Annotated in this window: 20 protein-coding genes; 9 read left to right on the forward strand and 11 right to left on the reverse strand. The window is 65.4% G+C overall.

The window, feature by feature from the left end:
- Positions 1–2: 2 nt before the first annotated feature.
- From ccmB to OOT43_RS17580, 8 genes are all read right to left on the reverse strand, one after another.
- Positions 3–680, reverse strand: coding sequence for a heme exporter protein CcmB (gene ccmB, locus OOT43_RS17545; protein WP_266021965.1), 678 nt, complete (start codon positions 678–680; stop codon positions 3–5).
- On the reverse strand, positions 677–1,300 hold the full coding sequence (gene ccmA, locus OOT43_RS17550; protein WP_266021966.1) for a cytochrome c biogenesis heme-transporting ATPase CcmA: 624 nt from the start codon (positions 1,298–1,300) through the stop codon (positions 677–679). Before ccmA ends, ccmB begins: the two co-directional genes overlap by 4 nt.
- A 47-nt stretch (positions 1,301–1,347) precedes the next feature.
- Positions 1,348–2,340: a hydroxylamine oxidation protein HaoB gene (haoB, locus tag OOT43_RS17555; protein ID WP_266021967.1), complete on the reverse strand. Its 993-nt coding sequence runs from the start codon at positions 2,338–2,340 to the stop codon at positions 1,348–1,350.
- Complete coding sequence (locus OOT43_RS17560; protein WP_266021968.1) at positions 2,340–3,941, reverse strand: multiheme c-type cytochrome; 1,602 nt, start codon at positions 3,939–3,941, stop codon at positions 2,340–2,342. The genes haoB and OOT43_RS17560 overlap by 1 nt, the downstream gene beginning before the upstream one ends.
- A gap of 129 nt (positions 3,942–4,070) precedes the next feature.
- Entirely contained in the window at positions 4,071–4,787 is a 717-nt protein-coding gene (locus OOT43_RS17565) for an MgtC/SapB family protein (protein WP_266021969.1), read from the reverse strand.
- A gap of 1 nt (position 4,788) precedes the next feature.
- Positions 4,789–5,577, reverse strand: coding sequence for a Rossmann-fold NAD(P)-binding domain-containing protein (locus OOT43_RS17570; protein WP_266021970.1), 789 nt, complete (start codon positions 5,575–5,577; stop codon positions 4,789–4,791).
- A 20-nt stretch (positions 5,578–5,597) separates the two neighbouring features.
- On the reverse strand, positions 5,598–6,248 hold the full coding sequence (locus OOT43_RS17575) for an HAD family hydrolase (RefSeq protein WP_266021972.1): 651 nt from the start codon (positions 6,246–6,248) through the stop codon (positions 5,598–5,600).
- Entirely contained in the window at positions 6,245–6,622 is a 378-nt protein-coding gene (locus OOT43_RS17580; protein ID WP_266021973.1) for a VOC family protein, read from the reverse strand. Before OOT43_RS17580 ends, OOT43_RS17575 begins: the two co-directional genes overlap by 4 nt.
- Positions 6,623–7,050: 428 nt before the next feature.
- Between OOT43_RS17580 and OOT43_RS17585 the strand changes: the two genes are divergently transcribed.
- The 4 genes from OOT43_RS17585 (at position 7,051) to OOT43_RS17600 (ending at position 9,858) form a co-directional block, all read left to right on the forward strand.
- A complete protein-coding gene (locus OOT43_RS17585) occupies positions 7,051–7,422 on the forward strand; it encodes a hypothetical protein (RefSeq protein ID WP_266021974.1) in 372 nt (123 codons plus the stop codon).
- Positions 7,412–8,083 (forward strand): hypothetical protein, encoded by a 672-nt coding sequence (locus tag OOT43_RS17590; protein ID WP_266021975.1) that lies wholly within the window; start codon positions 7,412–7,414, stop codon positions 8,081–8,083. The genes OOT43_RS17585 and OOT43_RS17590 overlap by 11 nt, the downstream gene beginning before the upstream one ends.
- Positions 8,083–8,463, forward strand: a complete 381-nt coding sequence (locus OOT43_RS17595) for a Fic family protein (protein ID WP_266021976.1) — start codon at positions 8,083–8,085, stop codon at positions 8,461–8,463. Before OOT43_RS17590 ends, OOT43_RS17595 begins: the two co-directional genes overlap by 1 nt.
- Positions 8,464–8,544: 81 nt before the next feature.
- The gene (locus tag OOT43_RS17600; RefSeq protein ID WP_266021977.1) at positions 8,545–9,858 is read left to right on the forward strand and encodes a M18 family aminopeptidase; all 1,314 of its coding nucleotides are present in this window, start codon (positions 8,545–8,547) and stop codon (positions 9,856–9,858) included.
- Here the strand turns inward: OOT43_RS17600 and OOT43_RS17605 are convergent.
- Together OOT43_RS17605 and OOT43_RS17610 are read right to left on the reverse strand one after the other, a co-directional pair.
- Positions 9,844–11,388 carry a hypothetical protein gene (locus OOT43_RS17605; RefSeq protein ID WP_266021978.1) on the reverse strand — a complete coding sequence of 515 codons (1,545 nt, stop codon included), beginning with the start codon at positions 11,386–11,388 and terminating at the stop codon, positions 9,844–9,846. The two genes, OOT43_RS17600 and OOT43_RS17605, sit on opposite strands and share 15 nt — an antisense overlap.
- Positions 11,389–11,396: 8 nt before the next feature.
- Positions 11,397–13,484 (reverse strand): acyltransferase family protein, encoded by a 2,088-nt coding sequence (locus OOT43_RS17610; RefSeq protein ID WP_266021979.1) that lies wholly within the window; start codon positions 13,482–13,484, stop codon positions 11,397–11,399.
- 206 nt (positions 13,485–13,690) lie between these two features.
- Here OOT43_RS17610 and msbA point away from each other — a divergent pair, with 206 nt between their 5' ends.
- The 5 genes from msbA to OOT43_RS17635 all read left to right on the forward strand — a co-directional run bounded on the left by msbA (position 13,691) and on the right by OOT43_RS17635 (position 19,833).
- Entirely contained in the window at positions 13,691–15,496 is a 1,806-nt protein-coding gene (msbA, locus tag OOT43_RS17615) for a lipid A export permease/ATP-binding protein MsbA (RefSeq protein ID WP_266021980.1), read from the forward strand.
- Positions 15,497–15,567: 71 nt separating this feature from the next.
- On the forward strand, positions 15,568–16,017 hold the full coding sequence (locus tag OOT43_RS17620) for a hypothetical protein (RefSeq protein WP_266021981.1): 450 nt from the start codon (positions 15,568–15,570) through the stop codon (positions 16,015–16,017).
- Between the two features lie 129 nt (positions 16,018–16,146).
- Positions 16,147–17,307 (forward strand): ADP-forming succinate--CoA ligase subunit beta, encoded by a 1,161-nt coding sequence (gene sucC / locus OOT43_RS17625; RefSeq protein WP_266021982.1) that lies wholly within the window; start codon positions 16,147–16,149, stop codon positions 17,305–17,307.
- The gene (sucD, locus tag OOT43_RS17630) at positions 17,304–18,176 is read left to right on the forward strand and encodes a succinate--CoA ligase subunit alpha (RefSeq protein WP_266021983.1); all 873 of its coding nucleotides are present in this window, start codon (positions 17,304–17,306) and stop codon (positions 18,174–18,176) included. The genes sucC and sucD overlap by 4 nt, the downstream gene beginning before the upstream one ends.
- Before the next feature lie 37 nt (positions 18,177–18,213).
- A complete protein-coding gene (locus OOT43_RS17635; RefSeq protein WP_266021984.1) occupies positions 18,214–19,833 on the forward strand; it encodes an NAD+ synthase in 1,620 nt (539 codons plus the stop codon).
- Here OOT43_RS17635 and OOT43_RS17640 read toward each other — a convergent pair.
- Entirely contained in the window at positions 19,830–20,717 is an 888-nt protein-coding gene (locus OOT43_RS17640) for a carbohydrate kinase family protein (protein ID WP_266021985.1), read from the reverse strand. The genes OOT43_RS17635 and OOT43_RS17640 overlap by 4 nt on opposite strands.
- Positions 20,718–20,719: the final 2 nt, after the last annotated feature.

Below are 20,719 nucleotides of genomic sequence, written 5' to 3' on the forward strand. Positions count from 1 at the left end.
CGTCAACTCATGCTTATGCGCAAGGCGGCCGCGATGGCGACAGGCGCGAGCGTCAGCGCCAGCACCAGCAACGCGGCCAGGAAGTACAACTGACCTTCCACCGGCATGCCGGCACCGGCGGCGGCGACGGCATTGGTAGCGAAGATCAGCACCGGGATGTAGAGCGGGAGAATCAGCAGGGTGAGCAGGATGCCGCCGCGCTTGAGGCCCACGGTCAGCGCCACCCCGATCGCGCCGATCAGGCTCAGCAGCGGCGTGCCGATGGCGAGCGTCGTTTCCAGCGCCCAGGCCGCCTTGGACGGCATGTCCAGCAACAGGGCCAGGAGCGGCGCCAGGAGCAGCATGGGCAGGCCGCTGACCAACCAGTGCGCCAGCACTTTCGCTACCACCAGCACGGACAGCGGCTGGGGGCTGAGCAGCATCTGTTCCAGCGACCCGTCGTCGAAGTCGCCGCGGAACAGGTTTTCCAGGGAGAACAGGGCAGCCAAGAGGGCCGCGATCCAGATCACGCCTGGCGCGATCTTGCGCAGCAGTTCGGGGTCCGGGCTGACCCCCAGGGGATACAGCGTGACGATGATGAGGAAGAACAGCAACGGATTGGCCAGTTCGCCGCGGTGGCGGAAGGCCAGCATCAGGTCGCGCCGCAGGATGGCGAAGAAAGCGGGGGCGAGGCCGTTCATGACAGGTTCAGGCTCCGGCAGTTACCGCGGACCTCCAGGGCGTGATGCGAAGTCATCAGCGCCATGCCGCCGTTCTCCAGATGGGCTTCCAGCAGTTCGCGCACCAGGGCGATGCCGCGCACGTCCAGGGCGGTGAAAGGCTCGTCGAGGATCCACAGCGGTACCGGGTTCAGCAGCAGGCGGCACAGCGCCGTGCGCTGCTTCTGGCCGGCGGAAAGCCCCCGCGCCGGAACGTCCTCGAAGCCGCCCAGGCCGACCCGCGTCAGGGCTTCCTCGATGCGGGCCTCATCCGCCGGCTCTTCGCGCAGGGCGGTGGAAACCTTGAGGTTTTCCAGCGGCGACAACTCGGCCTTCAAACCCGGTGCGTGTCCCATGTAGACCATCTCGGTGAAGTAGGCCGCCCGGTTGTGCTGGATGTCCAGTCCGCGCCAGAGCACCTCGCCTTCGGCGGGACGACTCAGGCCCGCCAGCACGCGGAGCAGACTGGTCTTGCCGGCGCCGTTGGCGCCTTCGACCTGCAACAACTGGCTGGGCGAAAGGTTCAGGTTCAGTCCGGAGAAAAGCAGCCGGTCGCCCCGGATGCACTCGAGGCCTGCGGCGCGAAGAGGGGCGTCAGACAAAGGCGTGGATGTTCAAGGATTGGACAAACGCGCGGCTGCCGCGCGGGTCACATCTTACCTTCGCCGAAGTTCAGTGCATAGATGGTGAGGTAGGAACCCCAGCCGGACTGATAGACCGCCTGCAGTTGCGGCAGCGGCCTCGCCAGCGAGGTGCTGAAGGGCAGCAGCCGCGCAAGCAGGGTATCGCGGCCCTGCGGCGTGGTGATGCGCCAGGCCCGCACGCCGGCACCGGGGATCTGCTGGACCAGATAGCTGGCCTGATCGACGTCCTGCCGGGCCCACTGCTGCACTGCCGCGATCTGGCCGTGCAGGTCGCTGCCGGGAAAGCGGGCGGCCTGAAGCGGGAGACGGACGCCGGCCAGCGCCTCGATTTCGCCGACGCGGGCCAGATCGTCCAGGCAGACGAGCAGGTAGACCGGACGGTCTGCCGGCAGTTCGGCTTTCATCTCGTTCAAGGCGGCGCCCGTTTCCATGGTCAGCCAGCGCGCCAGCCGCCGCGACGGGGCCGGGACTGCCGCGAATCCGCCCCCGACCTTTTCCCACAAGCCGCGCTCTGCGCCGTTCGGGAAGGCGGCGGCGGCTGGCCGGTCGAGCCAGGTGTCGCGTCCGGTGAGGAAACGGATACGCTGGGCGTCGTCCCACCAAGCCAGGAACAGGGCGTTATCGTTCGTGTGCCGGATGATGGTTTCTCCGGCGGCCCGCCATAAATCGTGGCGCAGCCGCGCCGCGGTACTTCCGGCTTCAGCCGCATACAGCGTCACCCTCTGATCTTGGTTCCGGCCGTCGCGGTAGTCGGCAACCGTGAGGGGAACCGAAGCCCCGTCGCCCTGGTGCAGGGTGTAGCGCGTCAGTGCCTTGACGGGAAAAGGGCCGCGGGGTTCCATGGCGGCCCACTCCGCGGCGGGTACCGGCGCTTCTTCATAACTGAACTCCGGGCCGAACAGGTCGTACAGCAGAGTCGCGCCGCCCGCGAGCAGCAGCGCGAGCCCTGCGAAGGTGGCCAGCCGAAACCGCTTCGGCCGGCCGGTCGTATCCGCCATCAGGGCTTGCGCCTGTAGAGCAGCACAGCGATGCCTGCCAGCAGCGCCAGTCCGCCGAGCACGTTGCGGATGGTCGAACCTTCTTTCTTGGCGGGCGGGTTTGCCGCGGTGCCACCGGCATTGCCGGCCTTCTCGCGCAAGCGGGTGTTCTCGTCCATGATGACCGCGTAGTCCCGCATCAGTTCGGACCAGCCTTCGGTGTAGGTGAAGCCGCCGGGGTTGCCGTGGACCAGACCCTTGTAAAGCTTGATCAGGTCGTGCTCCCACATATCGGCATGCACGCGTTCCACGTGGCTGGGATTGTTGCCCTTGGCCCAGAACAGTTGGAAGAACCCGCCGGGGGCGTCCTTCTCCGGCGCCGGGGGGATGGGGCGGTTGGTCTTCTGGCCCGGCAGCAGGCCGTCTTTGAACAGCCCCTCGACTACCTGCTTGGCCTCCTGCTCCACCTTGAGTCCGGCGATTGTGCCCTTGTCGGCGGCCTCCAGATAGCTCTTGGCGAAGCTCGGGCTGTGGCAGTTGGCACAGGTGGCGTTCCAGCTTTCCTTGCGCCCTTCGAACCACGGATGCTTCAGGTTGTCGGCGATGGCCGGCGTGGGGTTGAAGCCCCAGCGGACCTTGCGTACGAGGTTGTGTGAGAACTCGCCGTTGAACTCGAAATGGCAATACTGGCAGGTCGGCGCGGTGTAGCCGCCCTTGGTCAGGGCGTCCTTGAGCGGGGCCTCGAAGTTCCAGCTCGACTTGTGGGTCTGGTAGACCGTGCCGTGCTTGGACAGGGAGAAATTCTCCCATTCGTTGTGGTCTACGCCGTTGTGGCAGGTCGCGCAGGCTTCGGGCTGGCGGGCTTCGGCGGCCGAAAAGGTATGGCGGGTATGGCAGCCGTCGCACTTGTTCTGCTGGTAATGGCATTGATCGCAGCCCTGGGCGATTTCGCGCTCGGCCATGCCAGCCCAGATGGCGGTTTCGACATTGGCTTCCCAGTCGACGGCATGGGAAGGATGGCCCTTGCCCCACTGGGCCTGCGGCCACTGCTGCTCCTTTTCGGATTCGGCCTCGGCGAACTCCTGCACGTGGCAACTGCCGCATTGGGCACGGTCGGGCATGACCAGGTCCTTGTCGTGGCGGATGGACTGGGCCCCGACCTTGCCGTGGCAGTCGATGCAGCCGACTTCCTTGAGCGGCTCGCCTTCCTTCAAGAGGCCTTGTTTGACCAGATTCCTCTCGACCTCGGCCAGCTTATCCTTCTTGTAGAATCGGGCATCCTGGCCGTTGCTGAGGTTGCGGATCGCATCGAGCTTCGCATGGGTGCTGTTTTCCCAGGCATGGAACGCGCCGGGCGTCAGGCTCTGGTGGCAGGCCACGCACTGGTCGCGGGTCACTTCGCCGGAGACCGCCGTGGGCGGCTGGTAGAAATTTCTGGGGTTCCAGTATTTCTGGATCGGGATCGGCTCCCAGTACTGCGAGAACTTGCCCTTGCCGGGATGGTCCTTCTCGTACTTGTCCTTGAGCTTGGAAAAATCCGTCTCGCCCGCTGCGGCGGATGCCGTCAGCTGAACGAGCATCAGCAAAGCGGCCAGCAGCCATGTCGTCGTTGTTCTGATCATCGTGTGTGCTCCTTCGGCAATCCGTCCCGGCTTGTTACCGGTCGAAAGTATCGGGGCAAAACTAAATGGCGTCAATAAGAAGCGTTGTTCGAGCCGCCGGGGATTGCCGGAACACCGGCCTGCCTGATGTCACTCCGATGTGCTTGGGCTCCAGAACGCCTGGCTGACGACCGGGTGTTCCTTGAGCTGCTTGAGGATGCGCTCCAGGTGGGTTCCGTCGACCGAGGCGGCGGCGAGCGTGGCTTCGATTTCGATCTCCTCGTCGCCGAAGGCGTGCACCGCCAGATCGCCGAGCGGATAACCCGCCTGCTGCAGCACCTGTTCCACCAGCGCCAGTGCATCCTTCCGCCATTGGCGCGGGGCGATGACGTAGACGGTATGGGTGACTTCCACCGCCGGCGTGTCGATCGGCTGCCGGTTGATGCGGTCGACCACGGGACGCAGCAGGGTGTTGGCCGCGAGCACGAAGACGGTTCCCATCAGTGCTTCCAGGACCAGGTCCGCGCCGGCGCAGGCGCCAACCGCCGCCGATCCCCAGAGGGTGGCGGCGGTGTTCAGGCCGCGGACGTTGCCTTGTTCGCGCATGATGACGCCGGCCCCCAGGAAGCCGACGCCGGAAACGACATAGGCGACGACGTGCACGGCGCCGTCGTGGCCGTGCAGGCGGTTCGCCATGTCGACGAAGATGGCGGCGCCCAATGCGACGAGGACGTTGGTGCGGAGGCCCGCGGTACGCTGGCGGAACTGGCGCTCGAGTCCGATCACAGCGCCGAGCACGAAGGCCGCGGTGAGGCTGATCAGGGTGTCCAGCAAGGAGGTGATGTTGATGTTCTGGATCGCTTCCATGTCAGAGTGCCTGTTTCGGGTTCGTAGCCGCCAATTCATCGGCAATGCTTTGCAAGATTGGGGTGGCGATGCCGGCTTGTTTTGCCCAGCTCAGCGCCCGCCGCAGCCGCACAGGCGCGGTGCGCCCCATGCAGATGTGGTTGGGGTCGCCGGCGAAGCCTTCCAGCATGCCGGCCATCAGCCGGTCGCGCGGCAGGCGGGTTTGGGTGAGCCACTCCTGGAGGTCGAGGATTTCGCGGGCGGTTTCCTCCGCCAGTTCGCGGTGCCGTTCCCACAGCTCGCTCACCGTCCCGCCGCTGCGGAGGCCGGCGATATTGATGGTGAGGATGTAGAGGTTTTTCCGGACCAGCTCGTTCAGCAGTTCCTCGTCGGGAATGGCATGGCAGGGAACCTCGATCGCCTCCAGGGCCTGGACGACCAGCCCGGCGCGGGGGCCGGCGACCGGCGTGGGCAGCACCGGGACGAAGGGTCGACCTTTCTTCTTGTCGAACCACACCACGATCACGGTGGGATCGGAGAGGCCGTGAAGCTGCCAGTCGCGGGGCAAAAGTTCGTTCTGCAAGAGCCCCAGCCGTCCGTGCCATGCCGGAGGCAGAGACTCCAGCACCCGATGCAGCTCGGTTTCACCGACCGCGACGAGCACCAGATCGGGCTCGGGAATCGCCCTCGCCACGTTTGCCGGCTGGGTCCCGCGGAGGACGGGGTAGACGGGGTGGCCGCATTTCAGGAACCCCCGGGCGAACAAATCGCCCATTTCGCCCATCCCGATGATGACGACAGGTTTTTTCATGGCTCCGATTCCTGCCGGATTCAGCCGGCGCACAGGAGGTGCGGCAATTGTGCCATCGACTCGAACACGATGGCACCGGCCTCGGTGAGCGTATCGGGCGCCTCGTCGGCGGCATAGCCGTACACGGTCATGCCGGCCGCCCGCGCCGCCAGCACGCCGCTGCGAGAGTCTTCGACGACCGCGCAGCGCTCGGGACTGGCGCCCATCCGCCGGGCCGCGTGCAGGAAGAGGTCGGGCGCCGGTTTGGGCCGCGCGACCTGGGCGGCGGAATAGGCATGCCCGCCGAAGAAGACGTCGAGCCCCGTTACTGTCAGCGACAGCATCAGCCGGGCCGGGGGCGACTGGGAGGCGACGCACAGCTTGCCGCCGCGGGCCGTCAGCAGATCGAGCACCGGGCGTACGCCTTCCACCGGCTGCAATTCGCGCTGGAATCCCTGGGCCGTGGCGATGCCGAGTTCATAGAACCAGTCGGCGTTCAAGGGGGGCTGGGTAGCCGTTTCGGCCCAGCGGGCCACGTCCGCCATGGTCTTGCCCTTGAACATGGCGCGCAGGGCGTCAGCCTCGACCGGCAGGCCGCGTTCGCTGAAGAACGCGGCGGTGATGCGGTTCACCAGCCGCTCGCTGTCCACCAGTACGCCGTCGCAGTCGAAGATGATGAGTTCGTACTTCATGCGGCCGGGCCGATGAGTTCCACGGCGTTGCCGTCCGGGTCGCGGCAGAACACGGCGCGCCGTCCGGAGCGGCTGGTGGTGTAAGAAATCCCTTTCTGTTCCAGCCGGGCAAGCAATGCTTCCCAGTCCGCCACTGCCAGCGCTACGTGGCGGTCCCGCCCGCCGTGCTCGGGCCGCTCCGCGCCGAGGTCGGGGTTGGGCAGCACCATCAGATGGATTTGCTGAGCGCCGAGGTCGTACCAGATCCCGTCGAAATCGAAAGCGGGCCGGGCGTTGCTGGGCGTCAATTCCAGAACGCCTTCGTAGAAGCGGCGGCTGGCCTCCAGATCGGATACCAGGAGGGAGACATGGTGCAGATGGCTGATGATGGGCATGTGGGGCGTCGTACTCCAATCGGGCTATGGCCACGGGGCTCGGATTGTGCCAGAAGCGGGGGGAGGCAAGTAAGCGGGGTGTCGGGGTAAAACAGAGCGGCGTTGGATTTCCGCGGTATGGCCGGTTGCCGGTCGCGTTGATGCCGGTAGATATTCACCGCAGCTGATGCTGCTAATGCCTTGCGTCTGCGCTCAACCTCCGCGGGGACGGCGGAGATTTAATCTCGCCGATGGTGGGCGGCCTTGCCGCTACGGCAGGACGGTCCTCCTTGGTGCCAAAGGGTATCCCGATGACGCGATAAAATGGGCTGTACGTTGTACATTCTCCAAAATGTCTTGGCCTGATACATTAACCAGAGGCATGAAGTTGAAGCACGATCATCTCCGTGCGCGGCGCGTCGTTCCAAAGAAATCGATATCGATCATTGATGAGGTTGATCAGGCGCCTGTCACCTTGCTACCTCACTACGCCGAACGGGTCGGCACTGAAGTCGCTGCTGGCGGAAGCACTGTTCGGCCTCATCGCCTCCTGTGAATGCCCCGGCCACGTCCTGCTCGAAACCCTCGACCGCGTCTCTGAATGGGGCACAGTGGGGCGGGTCATCGTCAGCGGTTTTCACTTGCCGCTGGAACAGCAGGTGCTGTGCTCGATGTCCAGGCGCAAAGGGTGTGTGGTCGAGGTGCTTGCGTGCAATCGTCCGGTACGGGTCCTGGCGAGCGAGATTGTCGTGCCTTACGTCGCAGATGAGAGTCCGCTAGCCGCGCTGCTGAACGAGAGGAGGATGCGTGATGGCATATAGTGCCACCTGGTTCTCGCTGGAACAGGAGGGGCTGCTGGCCCAGGCCTGTCTGTGCAACGGCCTGACGGCATTACGTCGCGCCAACCTTGGCGACAAGAAAGGACTTTTCTATTCGGCATTCTTCGAGTTGTCGATTGGTTTCGAGCGGGTGTTGAAGGTGATCTTGATCCTGGACCATATGGCCAACAACAAATTGGCACCAGCGCCCAGCAAATACATCGAGGGGTTTCGTCATGATCTCATTCGTCTGTTCGATGCGACCAAGACCGTTTGTACTGCACGGGGCCTGAGTTTTCTCGATGAGTTTCCGCCGGATTCTTTGCCCATCAGAATCCTCGACTTTTTGGATCGGTTTGCCGATACCGGCGGGCGACTCAAGTGCTTTGGGAGTCGCCATCAAGGGCTGTGTGTTGGACAGGAACCAACTGGTAAACGGCGTCTTCCCGGGGTAGAGACGGGACTATTTCTAGTGCTTGGTGGTCGAGATGCTGGGCGGAGTGCGAGCGCTGGTGAAAGATCGCCGACATCTACGCTGCGTCTGTCGATGCGAAACCCGGCGCGGCGGTTGTACGGGGAGAACGGCGCGTTCCTGACCCACGACGTTATGGAGGGTGGGACACCAGCTTCGACCGGGATTTGCCGGCACTGCATGGTTTTCTGATGCATGAAACAGGATGCCGATTACCGGCCCTGGCCGAAGCCGACCTGCGGGCAAGACGCCGCCCCTTTATCGAGTTCATGCTCAGTGCCCTGCGCGATGGCATTCGCGAGGCGATGGCTACCGACCAAGTAGGCGATCAAGTAACCGACCAAGTAGCCGCGCTGATGCGGGCGATTGGAACCGGCGAATTGGGCAGCAAGGATGTGATGCAGGCTCTGGGACTGTCCCACCGGCCCACATTCCGGGAAAACTACCTGAACCCAGCCTTGGCAGCCGAGTGGATCGAACGCACCCGGCCCAACGCTCCGCGCAGTCCGACCCAGCGTTATCGATTGACGCGCAAAGGCCATCGATGGCTGCAACGGCATACCAAGGGGTAACGGCTCCGGTCCAGCGCCAAACGATTCGCCCTCGGTCGTGATAAGTTATCAAGTCTAAGGCTCAACTCTTTCCGCACCGCCATGAACGACGACACGACGGCTGAATTCTCGGCCAACGCCCGGCAGCTTCTCGATTTCATCGACCAGAGCCCCAGCCCCTGGCATGCCGGACATTCGATTGCGGCCCGGCTGCTGGCGGCGGGGTTCCGGCGCCTGGAGGAGGGCGAGGTCTGGACGCTGGAGGCTGGCGATCGCGCTTTCGTGGTGCGGGGCGACTCCTCGGTGGTCGCCTTCGCCGTGGGCGAGAGGGCGCTGGCCGAAACCGGCTTCCGTATCGTCGGCGCGCATACCGACTCGCCCGGCTTGCGGGTCAAGCCGCGAGGGGCGCATGCGGAAAGCTCCATGCTGCGGCTGGGGGTGGAGGTCTATGGCGGGCCGATCCTCGCTACCTTCGCCGACCGGGATCTGGGCCTGGCGGGGCGGGTGGGCGTGCGGACGGAGGCTGGCGTCGATATCCGCCTGGTCGGCTTTCCGGATGCGCTGGTGCGCTTGCCGAACCTGGCCATCCACATGAACCGCGAAGTCAACAAGGACGGGCTGAAGTTCAACAAGCAGACCGAGTTGCCGCTGCTGCTGGCGGTGGCGGACGACACGCCGGCGGAGGACCGGCTGCGCGCCTTGCTGGCGGAGCGGGCCGGCTGCGAGCCTGAGGCTGTCTTGAGCTGGGAGCTGAGTGTGTTCGACGTTCAGCCGGGGGCTTTCTGGGGCCCGCAGCGGGAGTTCATTGCCGACAGCCAGCTGGACAATCTCGCCTCCTGCCATGCCGGCCTGAGCGCCCTGCTGCAGGCGTCCGACTCCGAGGCGGTGGCGGTGGCGGCGTTCTTCGATCATGAGGAAATCGGCAGCGAAAGCCACAAGGGCGCGGACGGGGCGTTATTGCCGGACGTGCTGGAACGCATCGCGCTGGCTTTGGGTCTGGACCGCGTCCGGTACAAGCAGGCGCTTGCTCGCAGTTTCCTCGTCAGCGCCGACATGGCGCATGCCTATCAGCCCAATTTTCCGCAGTTTTACGAACCGCAGCACAAGGTCTTCGTGAACGCGGGGCCGGTCGTGAAGACCAACGCCTGTGGCCGTTACGCGACCGATGCGGAGGCGGCGGCGCGGATCATCCGCCTCTGCGAGCAGGCGGGGGTGCCGTACCAGCAGTATGTGCACCGCACCGATCTGGGCTGCGGCAGCACCATCGGCCCGATGACCGCTGCCCGCTTGGGCATCCCCGCGGCCGATATCGGCAACCCGATGTGGGCGATGCACAGCGTTCGCGAAAGCGCCGGGGTGCGGGATCACACCCACATGATCCGCTTGCTGCGGAGCTTTTACTCAGGGGGTGCCTGAGCTCCCGCCGTTCAGCCTGTATATCACCACGTGTTCGCGCGGGCTGGGAGAGAACATCTTGAGGGGGTCGCGGTTCAGCGCCTTTCCCGCCTTCTTGAGGTCGCGCGGCGAGGTCAGGCGCAGCGCCAGGTAGTCGGGCAGGCCGGGCTGGGCCAGCCAGTCCGGGAGCCGATCGACCGGCATGAGCTGGCGGGTCTGGTTCTGATTCATGTGGCGGCCGGCATAGTAGTCGATTCTCGGATCGTTGGTCGCGAGGCTGGCGCCGGCAGGGAGGTTTTCCCGCATCCAGCGCCCGACGTCGCGCAGGTAGAGCCGGTAGTCGGGAGTCACGACGGCGCTCTTGATGCACAGCACCGCGACCAGTCCTAGCGCAAGCCGCCTGGCCCACCGTTCGACTCCGCTCACGGCAAGGGGCGATCCGGCTCCGGCGGCGATGCGCTCCAGGTAAACCCCGCCGGCGAGCAGCAGCAGCGCCGACGGCAGCAGCGCGTAGCGTTTGTCCGGGACGAACTGGACGGCCAGGAAGATCAGCAGAGTGCCGCTGGCCATGCCGGCCGCCCAGAGGATCAGCCTGAACCGATGCGGGATCTGCCCGCCGAACCGGTATACGGCGTAACCGAAAATCCCCAGCAGCATCGGTCCGAGATTGGCGCCGATCAGCCAAAACAGGGTGGCGACGAGCCCCGTGCCCAGGATCAGCTTCGCGTACTCCGCGCCGTAGTCGTTGGGCAGCGCTGCGGCCAGCCGATCGGCGTGCAGGGAGAAGAACTTCCAGATCAGCGCCGGGTCGTGGTAGCCGTAGGCGGTGATTTCCCACAGCTTGCCGGGGGCGAGCCTGCCGGTGGCGAGGAGAGCTGCGCCCAGGATCAGCACCGGTACGATGCCGCTGATCGGCAAAAGGAAATTGCGCGCCCTGGCGCGCCAGGGCAAGGGCTCGAAGAGGAAGTAGACGGGGACGGCGAAAATCAGCACCAGGGCCTCGATCCGGAACACGAACGCCGCTGCGACGCCGGCTTGCCAGAGCACGGCATGGCCAAACTTGCCCTGAGGCTCGAAGCGGAATTTGACCAGATGCAGCAGTCCCCAAAGGCTGGCCGCCAGGAAGCCCCAGTCCCGGACGATGTTCAGCCGGTCGGCCAGCGCCGGGAAAGCCAGGATGAGCAGCACCGGCACCCAGCCGGAAGGCGACTCTCGCTCGCCGCGCAGTGCGAAATGCAGCCGTACGAAGCTGTCCGCGATGGCCAGGAAACAGATGGCGTCGAGCAGATGGGCGGAAGTCTCCAGCGGCCAGCCGGTGAGGCGGGAGGCCGCCGCGATCAGCATGGAATAGCCGGGCCATCCATAGATCGACGCCGCCGCCTTCACCCCCTGGTCGAGAAATGCCGCTGCGGCGTCCAGGTACAGCACGCCGTCCTTGTTGATGACGTCGCCTACGGCCACCGAGATGACGAAGAACCAGGTCATGAGGGTGGCCGCGGCGAGACGCGCGCCGGCTTCGCCGCGGGGAATGGGGTGACGGAGAAGGGACATGGCCGGCATCAGGGCGCGTGGGCGAAGGTTCGGACGCCGTCGGGGCGGGCGAAGAGCCGCTCCGCCACCAGCACGGCACCCTTCACCGTGAGGTGGTTGCCGTCGAACTGGTAGATCAGGTCGTCTTTGTGATAGGCGTAGCAGTATTGCGCGTCGCACAAGACCGCCGCCGGGTCGAACACCCGGACATTGTCCGGAAAGCGGGCCGCGGCTTCTTCGATCAGGCCGCGTGCGAGGGCCTGGTCACGTTCGTGGCCGGCCCGCGGCATCTGGCAGCCGGTTTCCGGGCTCCGGGGAAGCAGCGGGCGCAGCAGCGAATAGCAGGCGGTCATGACGGTCCGGTCCATGTCCGGGTTGTCCAGGCTGAGGACGACCCGCTTGTTCGCCCGCACCAGGCGCTCCAGGGTGTCCGAGAGGCCGGTACGGAACAGCTCGGCGGCGCTTGCGGCGAGCGGAGCCGAACTGCTTGCGGCGAGCGGAGCCGAACTGCTTGCGGTGAGCGGAGCCGAACCGCCGCCCTGCGTGCTTCGCAGCGTCACCCCGCCGTCCAGGTATTGCTTGTAGAACGCCGCGATGACCACCGTGGTGATCTCCGGCGTCTGTGCGATGAAGTCGACCACGTTGCCGACGAAAGGCTGGCAGCCGGCGCTCTTGCCATTTTTCTTGACCGTGTTCAACCCGACGAAGGGCAGGCAGCTCCCGCGCCCGAGGTTGATGACGGTTTCCGGCCGCGCTGCCGCGGTCGCCAAGCCCTGGTAGAGCATGTTGCCGTGGGAGTCGCCGATCACTGCTGTCAGCGGCTGGTCCTTGGGCAAGTCGCCGAGCTGGAAGAAGTCGTCACCCGGCTTGAACTCGCCCTGGAAAAGCGCCTTGGCGATGCCGTTGCCGCGGTAGCCCTCCGCGGCCAGGCGGGGCAGGTCGCGGTCGATTTTCAGGCGGACGCCGGCGAGTGCGGGGCGTTCCGGCAGGCCGTCCGCCCGGAACACGGTCAGGCCCAGGCCACCGGTGGCGGCGAGCATCAGCCACAGCGAGGCCTGTTTGAGCCGCTGCAGCCCGAAAGCGCCGAAACGCAGCGGGCGTTCGACGTAGCGAAAGGTCAGCCAGGCCAGCGCGAAGGCGGCGGCGATGAGGAGCGCGGCACGGTGATGCAGCGGTTCGCCCGAGCGCAGGATCAGCCCGAACGACAGCAGCAGCCAATGCCAGAGATAGAGCGGGTAGCTGATCACGCCGATGAAGACCATCGGACGGCTGGCGAGCAGCCGGCGGTTGATCCAGGTGCCCTGGCCGGCGCCGATCAGCAGCAGGGCGCCCAGCGTGGGCAGCAGCGCCCAGGCACCGGGGAAGTCCTTGTCCTTGTCCAGGACGAGGATCGCCGCGGCGATCAGCAGTATTCCGGCAGCGGCTTGCAACTCGTGGCGCAAGCTCGTCGAAGGTTTGGCCGCGGCTCGCCGGAAATGGACGTAGGCCAGGGTGCTTCCGCCCAACAGTTCCCAGAAGCGGGTGAAGGGCAGGAAGAAGGCGGAAACCGTGTCGCTATGGACCAGGTAAAGGTTGCCGCCGAAGGAGAGGGCGGCGAGCGAGAGCAGGGCGTGCGCCGGATTGGCCCGGAGGCGCCATATCAGCGCCATGAGCAGGGGATAGAGCAGGTAGAACTGTTCTTCGATGCCCAGAGACCACAGATGCAGCAGGGGCTTGAATTCGGCCGCCGTGTCGAAATAGCCCGATTCGCGCCACAGTACCAGGTTGGAAACGAACCCGGCGCCGGCGGCGACGTGTTTTCCCAGGGCCCGGTATTCGTCGGCCAGCAGCGCGAACCACCCGAACGCTAGGCCGCCCAGCAGCACGGTGATCAGTGCGGGGAATATGCGCTTGGCGCGGCGCGCATAGAAATCGGCCAGACTGAAACTGCCGGCGTCGAGGTTTCTGAAGATGATGCCGCCGATCAGGTAGCCGGAAATCACGAAGAACACGTCGACGCCGGCGAAACCGCCCGGCAGCGAACGCGGATAGGCGTGAAACACGATGACGGCCAGGATGGCGACGGCGCGCAGACCGTCGATGTCGGGGCGATAGGCGAGATGTCTGTGGGTGCGCATGTCCGGTTCAGCAGGCGCCGGTGAGCGCATCCGGCATGAGCCAGGCGCGGGGAATGCCGGCGGCAGGGCGAAAACTGCAGTTTTCCAGGGGCGGGAACGGCGGTCGAAACGACGTATGTGCTTGTCGGCGTTGTAACTGCACCGTGGGTTGGGCATCATTGTAACGATGGCCGCCAGGCATTTCGAGATTTCCCCACGTTTTTCGCATGAAACATTCAGCTTCGGAGTCCAAGCCGCTGTCGAGCGGACTGGCCATCTACCGCCGCCTGCTCCGCTATGGATTTCCGTACTGGAAGTCGTTCTTCATCGCCGTGGTGGCGATGATCGCCTATGCCGCCATCACGCCATTTTTTGCCAAGCTGATCCAGCCGCTGATCGACGGCAGCTTCATCGACAATGATCCGACGGTGCTGCGCCATGTGTCCCTGATGCTGATCGGCCTCTCGGTCCTGCGCGGCATCGCCGGCTTCCTGAGCGAATACTGCTCCGGTTCAGTCGGGCGGCGCGTGATCGCCGATCTGCGCCGGGACATCTTCGACCAGCTGCTCAATCTACCCTGCACCTTTTATGACAACGCCTCGGGTGGCCAGCTCCTGTCCAAGCTGCTGTACAACACCGAACAGGTCTCGGCCTCGCTCCAGCAAGGCATCATCACCTGCATCCGCGAAGGCTTCACCATCATCGGCCTGATGGCGCTGATGGTGTACCAGAACCTGGTGCTGTCCCTGGTGTTCCTGGTGCTGGGGCCGATTCTCGGGCTAAGCGTCCGGTTCGTCAGCAAGCGGTTCCGGCGCCTGAGCATGCGCATCCAGGAGTCGATGGGCAAGGTGAGCCATGTGACCCAGGAGGTCATCGATGCCCAGCGCATCGTCAAGGTGTTCAACGGCAAGGCTTACGAGGCCGCCAAATTCGCCAAGGAGAACGACCGCAACCAGAAGCGGCAAATGAAGCTTATCGCCACCGATGCCTTGGGCGGGGGGGTGATCCATCTCATCAGCGTTGCCGGCGTGGCCGGGATTCTCTACGTCGTTTCGCTCGATTCCGTACGGCAGACCATCACGCCGGGCAGCCTCATGGCGTTCATCGCCGCCATGGCGATGATGCTGAGCCCGATCCGCCGGCTCAGCCAGGTGGTCTCGGTCGTTCAGCGCGGCATCGCCGCGGGCGACAGCATCTTCGCCATGCTCGACATGCCGAGGGAGCGCGACACCGGACGGATCAGCCTGAAGCGCGCCCATGGGACGATCGAATACCGGCATGTCAGCCTGATTTATGACGATCGCCACGGCGCCGCGGTCGACGACGTTTCGCTCGTCATCCCGGCCGGCAAGACCGTGGCGCTGGTGGGCCAGTCGGGCAGCGGCAAGACTTCCCTGGTGCGCCTCCTCCCGCGCCTATATGAAAACTCGGCGGGCGAAATACTGATCGACGGACACGATATCCGCGAACTGAAGCTGGAGAGCCTGCGCCGGCAGATCGCCTACGTCGGCCAGGAAGTAACGCTGTTCAACGATACCGTGGCCAACAACATCGCCTATGGCTGCCTGGACAGCGTCGGTGTCGGTGCGGTCCGCGAAGCCGCGCGGGCAGCGAATGCGCTGGATTTCATCGAGGCACTGCCGCAAGGATTCGAGACCTTCGTCGGCCAGCAGGGCATCGTTCTGTCCGGCGGCCAGCGCCAGCGTATTGCCATTGCGCGGGCCTTGCTTAAAAATGCCCCTATTCTGATCCTGGATGAGGCGACCTCGGCGCTGGACGCCGAATCCGAACGCTACGTGCAACAGGCGCTGGAAGTCCTGATGCGAAACCGGACCACGCTGGTGATCGCGCACCGGCTTTCCACCATCCAGAATGCGGACCAGATTTGCGTGATGCGCGGCGGGCGTATCATCGAGTGCGGCACCCACGCCCAGCTCATGGCGGCCCGGGGCGGTTATGCCGATCTCTATGCGATGCAATTCGGCTATTCGAGCGTGCCGGAAGCGGTGGCGGTGCAAGCTGTCAGCCGATAACAGGGCCGGGCTGACCGGCGTGTGACAAGAACGGGGGATTAACCCCGCCAAGCATATCGAGGAGTGGCGTGATGACCGAGCTTCTGTTTGTCTTCACCGTGGTTTTTGTCGGTTATGTGCTTTATGAGGTCTTCAAGACCGTATCCCGGCCGGCGTCCACCGCCGATACACATTTGGCCTGCGCGCCGGAGCCGGCTGCGGAGAAACCCGCTGAAACACCCCCTGAGCCGGCAGCCGAAGAACCCGCCGTAGCTGCCGCAGCCGAGGAGAAGGCGCCGGTTACGGAGGAAGCGGCGGCGGAAGGTGAAGAAAAGGTTGTGTCGCTGCGCGATCCTGCGACCGGCGAAATCGCCGCGATTCCCACCAATTACCGGTTCGCCAAGAAGTGGATCAAGGAAGCGCTGGTCGCGGAAGGCCTGCTGGACCGGGTCTATAAGAACGCCGAGTTGGAGGGCGATACGGTGCAGAAGGTCAAAGACGCGCTCGAACGCTTCAAGGGACTGGCCAAGTATCAAGGCTAGATCGAAGGCTCCGCTGGTCGGAGCCCTTCCGTTTCTCGCAGCCGGCGGCGCGGGCGCGCCACCGGGCTTCTCTTGCGGGGCCGGCGCTTGCGTCGTGATCCCGTTCGTCTGGTTTTTTCAGGTCGATACATGAATCTCCACGAATACCAATCCAAGCGGCTGCTTGCCGAATACGGCATCCCCGTGCCGCGCGGCGGTGTCGCTTTTTCTCCCGAAGAGGCCGGGACCGCCGCCTTCGACATCGGCGGGGATCGCTGGGCCGTGAAGGCCCAGGTGCATTCCGGCGGACGCGGCAAGGCTGGCGGCGTGAAGCTGTGCGACAGCGAAGCCGACGTGGCTGCCGCTGCGCATCATCTGCTGGGCTCCGAACTGGTCACCTACCAGACCGGCGGTAAGGGGCTGCCCGTGCATGCCGTGCTGGTCGAAGAGGTGCGGGAAATCGCCCGTGAAATTTATCTGAGCCTGCTTGTCGACCGATCCAGCGCACGCGTCATGTTCCTGGCTTCCGGCGAGGGCGGCATGGACATCGAAACCGTAGCGGCCGAAGCGCCGGAGAAGATCCTTTCCTGCCGGGTGCATCCGGCCGCCGGTTTCCAGCCTCATCAGGGACGGGACATCGGCTATGTGCTGGGCTTGGACACGGCCCAGGTCGGTGCGCTGACCCGGCTGATGGCGGGCATGTACCGGCTGTTCCTGGAGAAGGATCTGAGCCAGATCGAGATCAATCCCCTGATCGTCACGGCGGATGGCGAACTGCTGGCACTGGACGCCAAGATCGGCGTCGACGACAACGCGCTGTTCGCCCACCCCGATCTGGCCGGTTTGCGCGATGCCGCCCAGGAGGATGCGCGCGAGAACGCCGCACGCGAACACGGCCTGAGCTACGTCACCCTGGGCGGGAACATCGGCTGCATGGTCAACGGCGCCGGGCTGGCGATGGCCACCATGGACATGGTCAAGCTCTATGGCGGGCTGCCGGCCAATTTCCTCGACGTCGGCGGCGGCGCCACGGCGGAGAAGGTGGCCGAAGCCTTCAAGCTGATCCTTTCGGATTCGGGCGTGCGGGCCGTACTGGTCAACATCTTCGGCGGCATCGTCCGCTGCGACCTGATCGCGGAAGGGCTGATCGCCGCGGTGCGCGAGGTCCAGGTCGGCGTGCCCGTGGTGGTGCGGCTGGAAGGCACCAACGCCGGCGAGGGCCGGGCCCTGCTGGAGCGTTCGGGTCTTGCCATCATCGCCGCCAATGAACTGGACGAGGCGGCGCGCAAGGCGGTGGAGGCAGCGGCATGAGCATCCTGATCGGCAAGGACACCCGCGTCATCTGCCAGGGTTTCACCGGCAAGCAGGCGACCTTCCATTCCCGCCAGTGCCTGGACTACGGCACGCAACTGGTAGGCGGCGTCACGCCCGGCAAGGGCGGCAGCCTGCATCTGGACCTTCCGGTGTTCAACACCGTGCGTGAAGCGGTCGATGCCACCGGCGCGAACGCCAGCATGATCTACGTGCCCCCGCCGTTCGCGGCGGATGCCATCCTCGAAGCCGCCGAGGCCGGGATTTCGGTGATCGTCTGCATCACCGAAGGCATCCCCGTCCTGCACATGCTCAAGGTCAAGGCGGCGCTGGCCTCCTACGATGCGGTGCTGATCGGCCCGAACTGTCCGGGCGTCATCACGCCCGACGAATGCAAGATCGGCATCATGCCGGGTTTCATCCACCGTAAGGGCAGCATCGGCATCGTCTCGCGCTCCGGCACCCTGACCTACGAGGCGGTCTACCAGACCACCCGGGCCGGCCTGGGCCAGAGCACCTGCGTCGGCATCGGCGGCGATCCGATCAAGGGGCTGGATTTCATCGAGGTGCTCGGCATGTTCGAGGAGGACCCGGATACCGCCGGCATCATCATGGTGGGCGAGATCGGCGGCAGCGCCGAGGAAGAGGCGGCCGAGTTCATACACGCCCACGTCAGCAAGCCGGTGGTCGGCTACATCGCCGGCCTGACCGCTCCGCCCGGAAAACGCATGGGCCATGCCGGTGCCATCATCACCGGCGGCAAGGGCACCGGGGCAGGTAAGGTGGAAGCCATGAGGAAGGCGGGTGTAGCCATGGTCGATTCGCTGTCCGATATGGGGCAGCGTATGCTGGAATTGCTGAAGAACTAAGGCCGACCGCCGATCGTAAGCCCGGCGCGCAACCGTCTTGAATCTCCGTATCGCCATCGCCCAGCTCGATTTCCTCGTCGGAGACGTCGAGGGGAACGCCGAGCGCGTGCTCGCCGCTGCGGTCCGCGCGCGGGACGAACTCGGCGCCGACGCCGTGGTGTTTCCGGAACTCGCCCTGGCGGGCTATCCGCCCGACGATCTCATCCTGCGCCCCGATTTCCTGGCTACCGTCGAAACGGCGCTGACAGCACTGGCGGCGCGAGTGCGGGGTATCGACGTGATCGTCGGTTTTCCAGAGCGGCACGACAGCTTGCCCTTCAACAGCGCGGCGGTGCTGCGCGATGGCGGCATCCACAAGATTTATCGCAAGCAGACCTTGCCCAACTACGGCGTGTTCGACGAGAAACGCCATTTTCTGCCGGGCAGCGGGCCTTGCGTGTTCGACCTTCGCGGGGTGCCGGTGGGCCTGACCATCTGCGAAGACGTCTGGTTTCCCGGTCCGGTCGAACAGGCCGCGGCGGCGGGAGCCAGGCTGGTGCTGAACCTGAACGCCTCACCTTTCCACATCGGCAAGACCGCGGAGCGCGAGTACGTGGTGCGCGAGCGTATCGCGGCAGCTGGTGTGCCGCTGGTTTACGCCAACCTGGTGGGTGGGCAGGACGAGCTGGTGTTCGATGGTGCGTCGTTCGTGATGGACGCGGCGGGCGATGTGGTCTACCGTGCGCCGCAGTTCGGCGAAATGCTGGAAGCAGTCGAGTTCGCCGTCGACGAAGGCGCGGCGCGTCCCTTGCCGGCCAGGCTCGTCGAGCCGATGGGGGAGGTCGAGAGCGTTTACGCGGCGCTGGTGACGGGTATCCGCGATTACGCCGGGAAAAACGGCTTCCGCGGCGCGGTGCTGGGGCTTTCCGGCGGCATCGATTCGGCGGTGACCCTGGCTTTGGCGGTGGATGCGCTGGGTGCGGACCAAGTCCAGGCCGCTCTGATGCCCTCGCGCTATACCTCCGACATGAGCATCGAGGATGCGCGCCTGCAAGCCGCAGCGCTGGGCGTGGCCTGGCACCTGATACCGATCGAACCCGCGTTCCGGAGCTTCCTCGATTTGCTGGCGGAACCCTTCGCCGGTGCGGCGGCGGATGTCACCGAGGAGAACATCCAAGCGCGCTGCCGCGGCATCATCCTGATGGCGTTGTCCAACAAGCAGGGCCGGATTCTGCTCACCACGGGCAACAAGAGCGAGATGAGCGTCGGTTACGCCACGCTCTACGGCGACATGGCCGGCGGTTTTGCGCCGCTCAAGGACGTGTCCAAGCTGCTGGTCTACCGCTTGGCCGAGTACCGCAATTCGATTGCGCCGGTGATCCCGCCGCGGGTGATCGAACGGGCGCCTTCCGCTGAGCTGCGGCCGGACCAGAAAGACGAGGACTCCTTGCCGCCTTATTCGGTGCTCGATCCGATCCTGGCGCTATACGTCGAGCAGGACCGTTCGATTGCCGAGATCGTCGCCGCGGGCTATCCCGAAGACGTGGTACGGCGCGTGGTGCGACTGGTCGACCGCAACGAATACAAGCGCCGGCAGGCGCCGCCGGGCGTCAAGATCACCCGCCGCGCCTTCGGTCGCGAACGGCGTTATCCCATCACCTGCGGTTTCGAGCCTTAGCCGGCGAGTATCTGCTCCACTTCGGCACGGGACGGAATGCCCGGTCGTGCGCCCAGCCTCGTGCAGCACAGCGCCCCCGCGGCGCTGGCGTAGCGGAGTAGTTCCGGCCAGTCCATGCCGGCGGCGAGACCCGCCGCGTAGGCACCGTGGAACACGTCACCAGCGCCTGTGGTGTCCACCGCTTCGACCGGAAAGGCCGGCAGCCGTCCGGATTCCGCGCCGCAGCGCCAGATCAGGCCGCGCTCACCGAGCGTGATGACCACACAGGGCGAACGTTCCGCCAGGGCGGCCAGCGCCTGTTCCGGATCATCGTTTCCCAGCCATTGCGCGGCGAATTTTTCCGAGGCGACGAGGTGATCGACGCGGAACATGAGCCATTCCGTGCCGGCGTGCAGGGAGCCGGCGTCCAGGACGGTGGAGGCTCCGCGCGTCTTTCCCCAGGCCAAGGCCGGTTCCGAAAGCCCCGGCTCATGGCCGTCGAAGAGGATGCAGCGCGCAGGCGTCGCGGGGGGAACAAAAGCTTGCGGAGGGAGTGGCCGGGTGTCGCCCTTGTAGTTGACCAGGGCGCGTTTGCCGTCCGGTTTGACCAGCACCGCGGACAGTGGGGTGGGGGAGGTGCCGCGGACCACGGACCGGGTGTCGACCCCCCCCTCGATCAGTTCTTCCAGGTGGCGCTCGCCGTAAAGGTCCGTGCCCAGATAGCCGCCGAAACCGGCTTTCAGTCCCAGGCGTGCGACGGTGATGGCGGCGTTGGCGGCCGGGCCGCCGCCGCAGGCCAGGAGAGCGTCGGCGACTATTTTTTCATCCGCCGCCGGATGGTGAGGGACGCCGAAGACGAGATCGAAGGACGCGTGGCCGACGCAGAGAACGTCGAGCGGCATCATCG

Origin of the sequence: Methylococcus mesophilus (assembly GCF_026247885.1) — a bacterium.
Taxonomy (GTDB): domain Bacteria; phylum Pseudomonadota; class Gammaproteobacteria; order Methylococcales; family Methylococcaceae; genus Methylococcus; species Methylococcus mesophilus.

What these genes read in the sequence shown, in the direction of transcription:
- ccmB (WP_266021965.1), bottom strand. Translation starts at nt 680, where the DNA reads ATGAACGGCCTCGCCCCCGCTTTCTTCGCCATCCTGCGGCGCGACCTG.
- haoB (WP_266021967.1), bottom strand. Translation starts at nt 2,340, where the DNA reads ATGGCGGATACGACCGGCCGGCCGAAGCGGTTTCGGCTGGCCACCTTC.
- OOT43_RS17560 (WP_266021968.1), bottom strand. Translation starts at nt 3,941, where the DNA reads ATGATCAGAACAACGACGACATGGCTGCTGGCCGCTTTGCTGATGCTC.
- OOT43_RS17565 (WP_266021969.1), bottom strand. Translation starts at nt 4,787, where the DNA reads ATGGAAGCGATCCAGAACATCAACATCACCTCCTTGCTGGACACCCTG.
- OOT43_RS17570 (WP_266021970.1), bottom strand. Translation starts at nt 5,577, where the DNA reads ATGAAAAAACCTGTCGTCATCATCGGGATGGGCGAAATGGGCGATTTG.
- OOT43_RS17575 (WP_266021972.1), bottom strand. Translation starts at nt 6,248, where the DNA reads ATGAAGTACGAACTCATCATCTTCGACTGCGACGGCGTACTGGTGGAC.
- OOT43_RS17580 (WP_266021973.1), bottom strand. Translation starts at nt 6,622, where the DNA reads ATGCCCATCATCAGCCATCTGCACCATGTCTCCCTCCTGGTATCCGAT.
- OOT43_RS17585 (WP_266021974.1), top strand. Translation starts at nt 7,051, where the DNA reads ATGAGGTTGATCAGGCGCCTGTCACCTTGCTACCTCACTACGCCGAAC.
- OOT43_RS17590 (WP_266021975.1), top strand. Translation starts at nt 7,412, where the DNA reads ATGGCATATAGTGCCACCTGGTTCTCGCTGGAACAGGAGGGGCTGCTG.
- OOT43_RS17595 (WP_266021976.1), top strand. Translation starts at nt 8,083, where the DNA reads ATGCATGAAACAGGATGCCGATTACCGGCCCTGGCCGAAGCCGACCTG.
- OOT43_RS17600 (WP_266021977.1), top strand. Translation starts at nt 8,545, where the DNA reads ATGAACGACGACACGACGGCTGAATTCTCGGCCAACGCCCGGCAGCTT.
- OOT43_RS17605 (WP_266021978.1), bottom strand. Translation starts at nt 11,388, where the DNA reads ATGTCCCTTCTCCGTCACCCCATTCCCCGCGGCGAAGCCGGCGCGCGT.
- OOT43_RS17610 (WP_266021979.1), bottom strand. Translation starts at nt 13,484, where the DNA reads ATGCGCACCCACAGACATCTCGCCTATCGCCCCGACATCGACGGTCTG.
- msbA (WP_266021980.1), top strand. Translation starts at nt 13,691, where the DNA reads ATGAAACATTCAGCTTCGGAGTCCAAGCCGCTGTCGAGCGGACTGGCC.
- OOT43_RS17620 (WP_266021981.1), top strand. Translation starts at nt 15,568, where the DNA reads ATGACCGAGCTTCTGTTTGTCTTCACCGTGGTTTTTGTCGGTTATGTG.
- sucC (WP_266021982.1), top strand. Translation starts at nt 16,147, where the DNA reads ATGAATCTCCACGAATACCAATCCAAGCGGCTGCTTGCCGAATACGGC.
- sucD (WP_266021983.1), top strand. Translation starts at nt 17,304, where the DNA reads ATGAGCATCCTGATCGGCAAGGACACCCGCGTCATCTGCCAGGGTTTC.
- OOT43_RS17640 (WP_266021985.1), bottom strand. Translation starts at nt 20,717, where the DNA reads ATGATGCCGCTCGACGTTCTCTGCGTCGGCCACGCGTCCTTCGATCTC.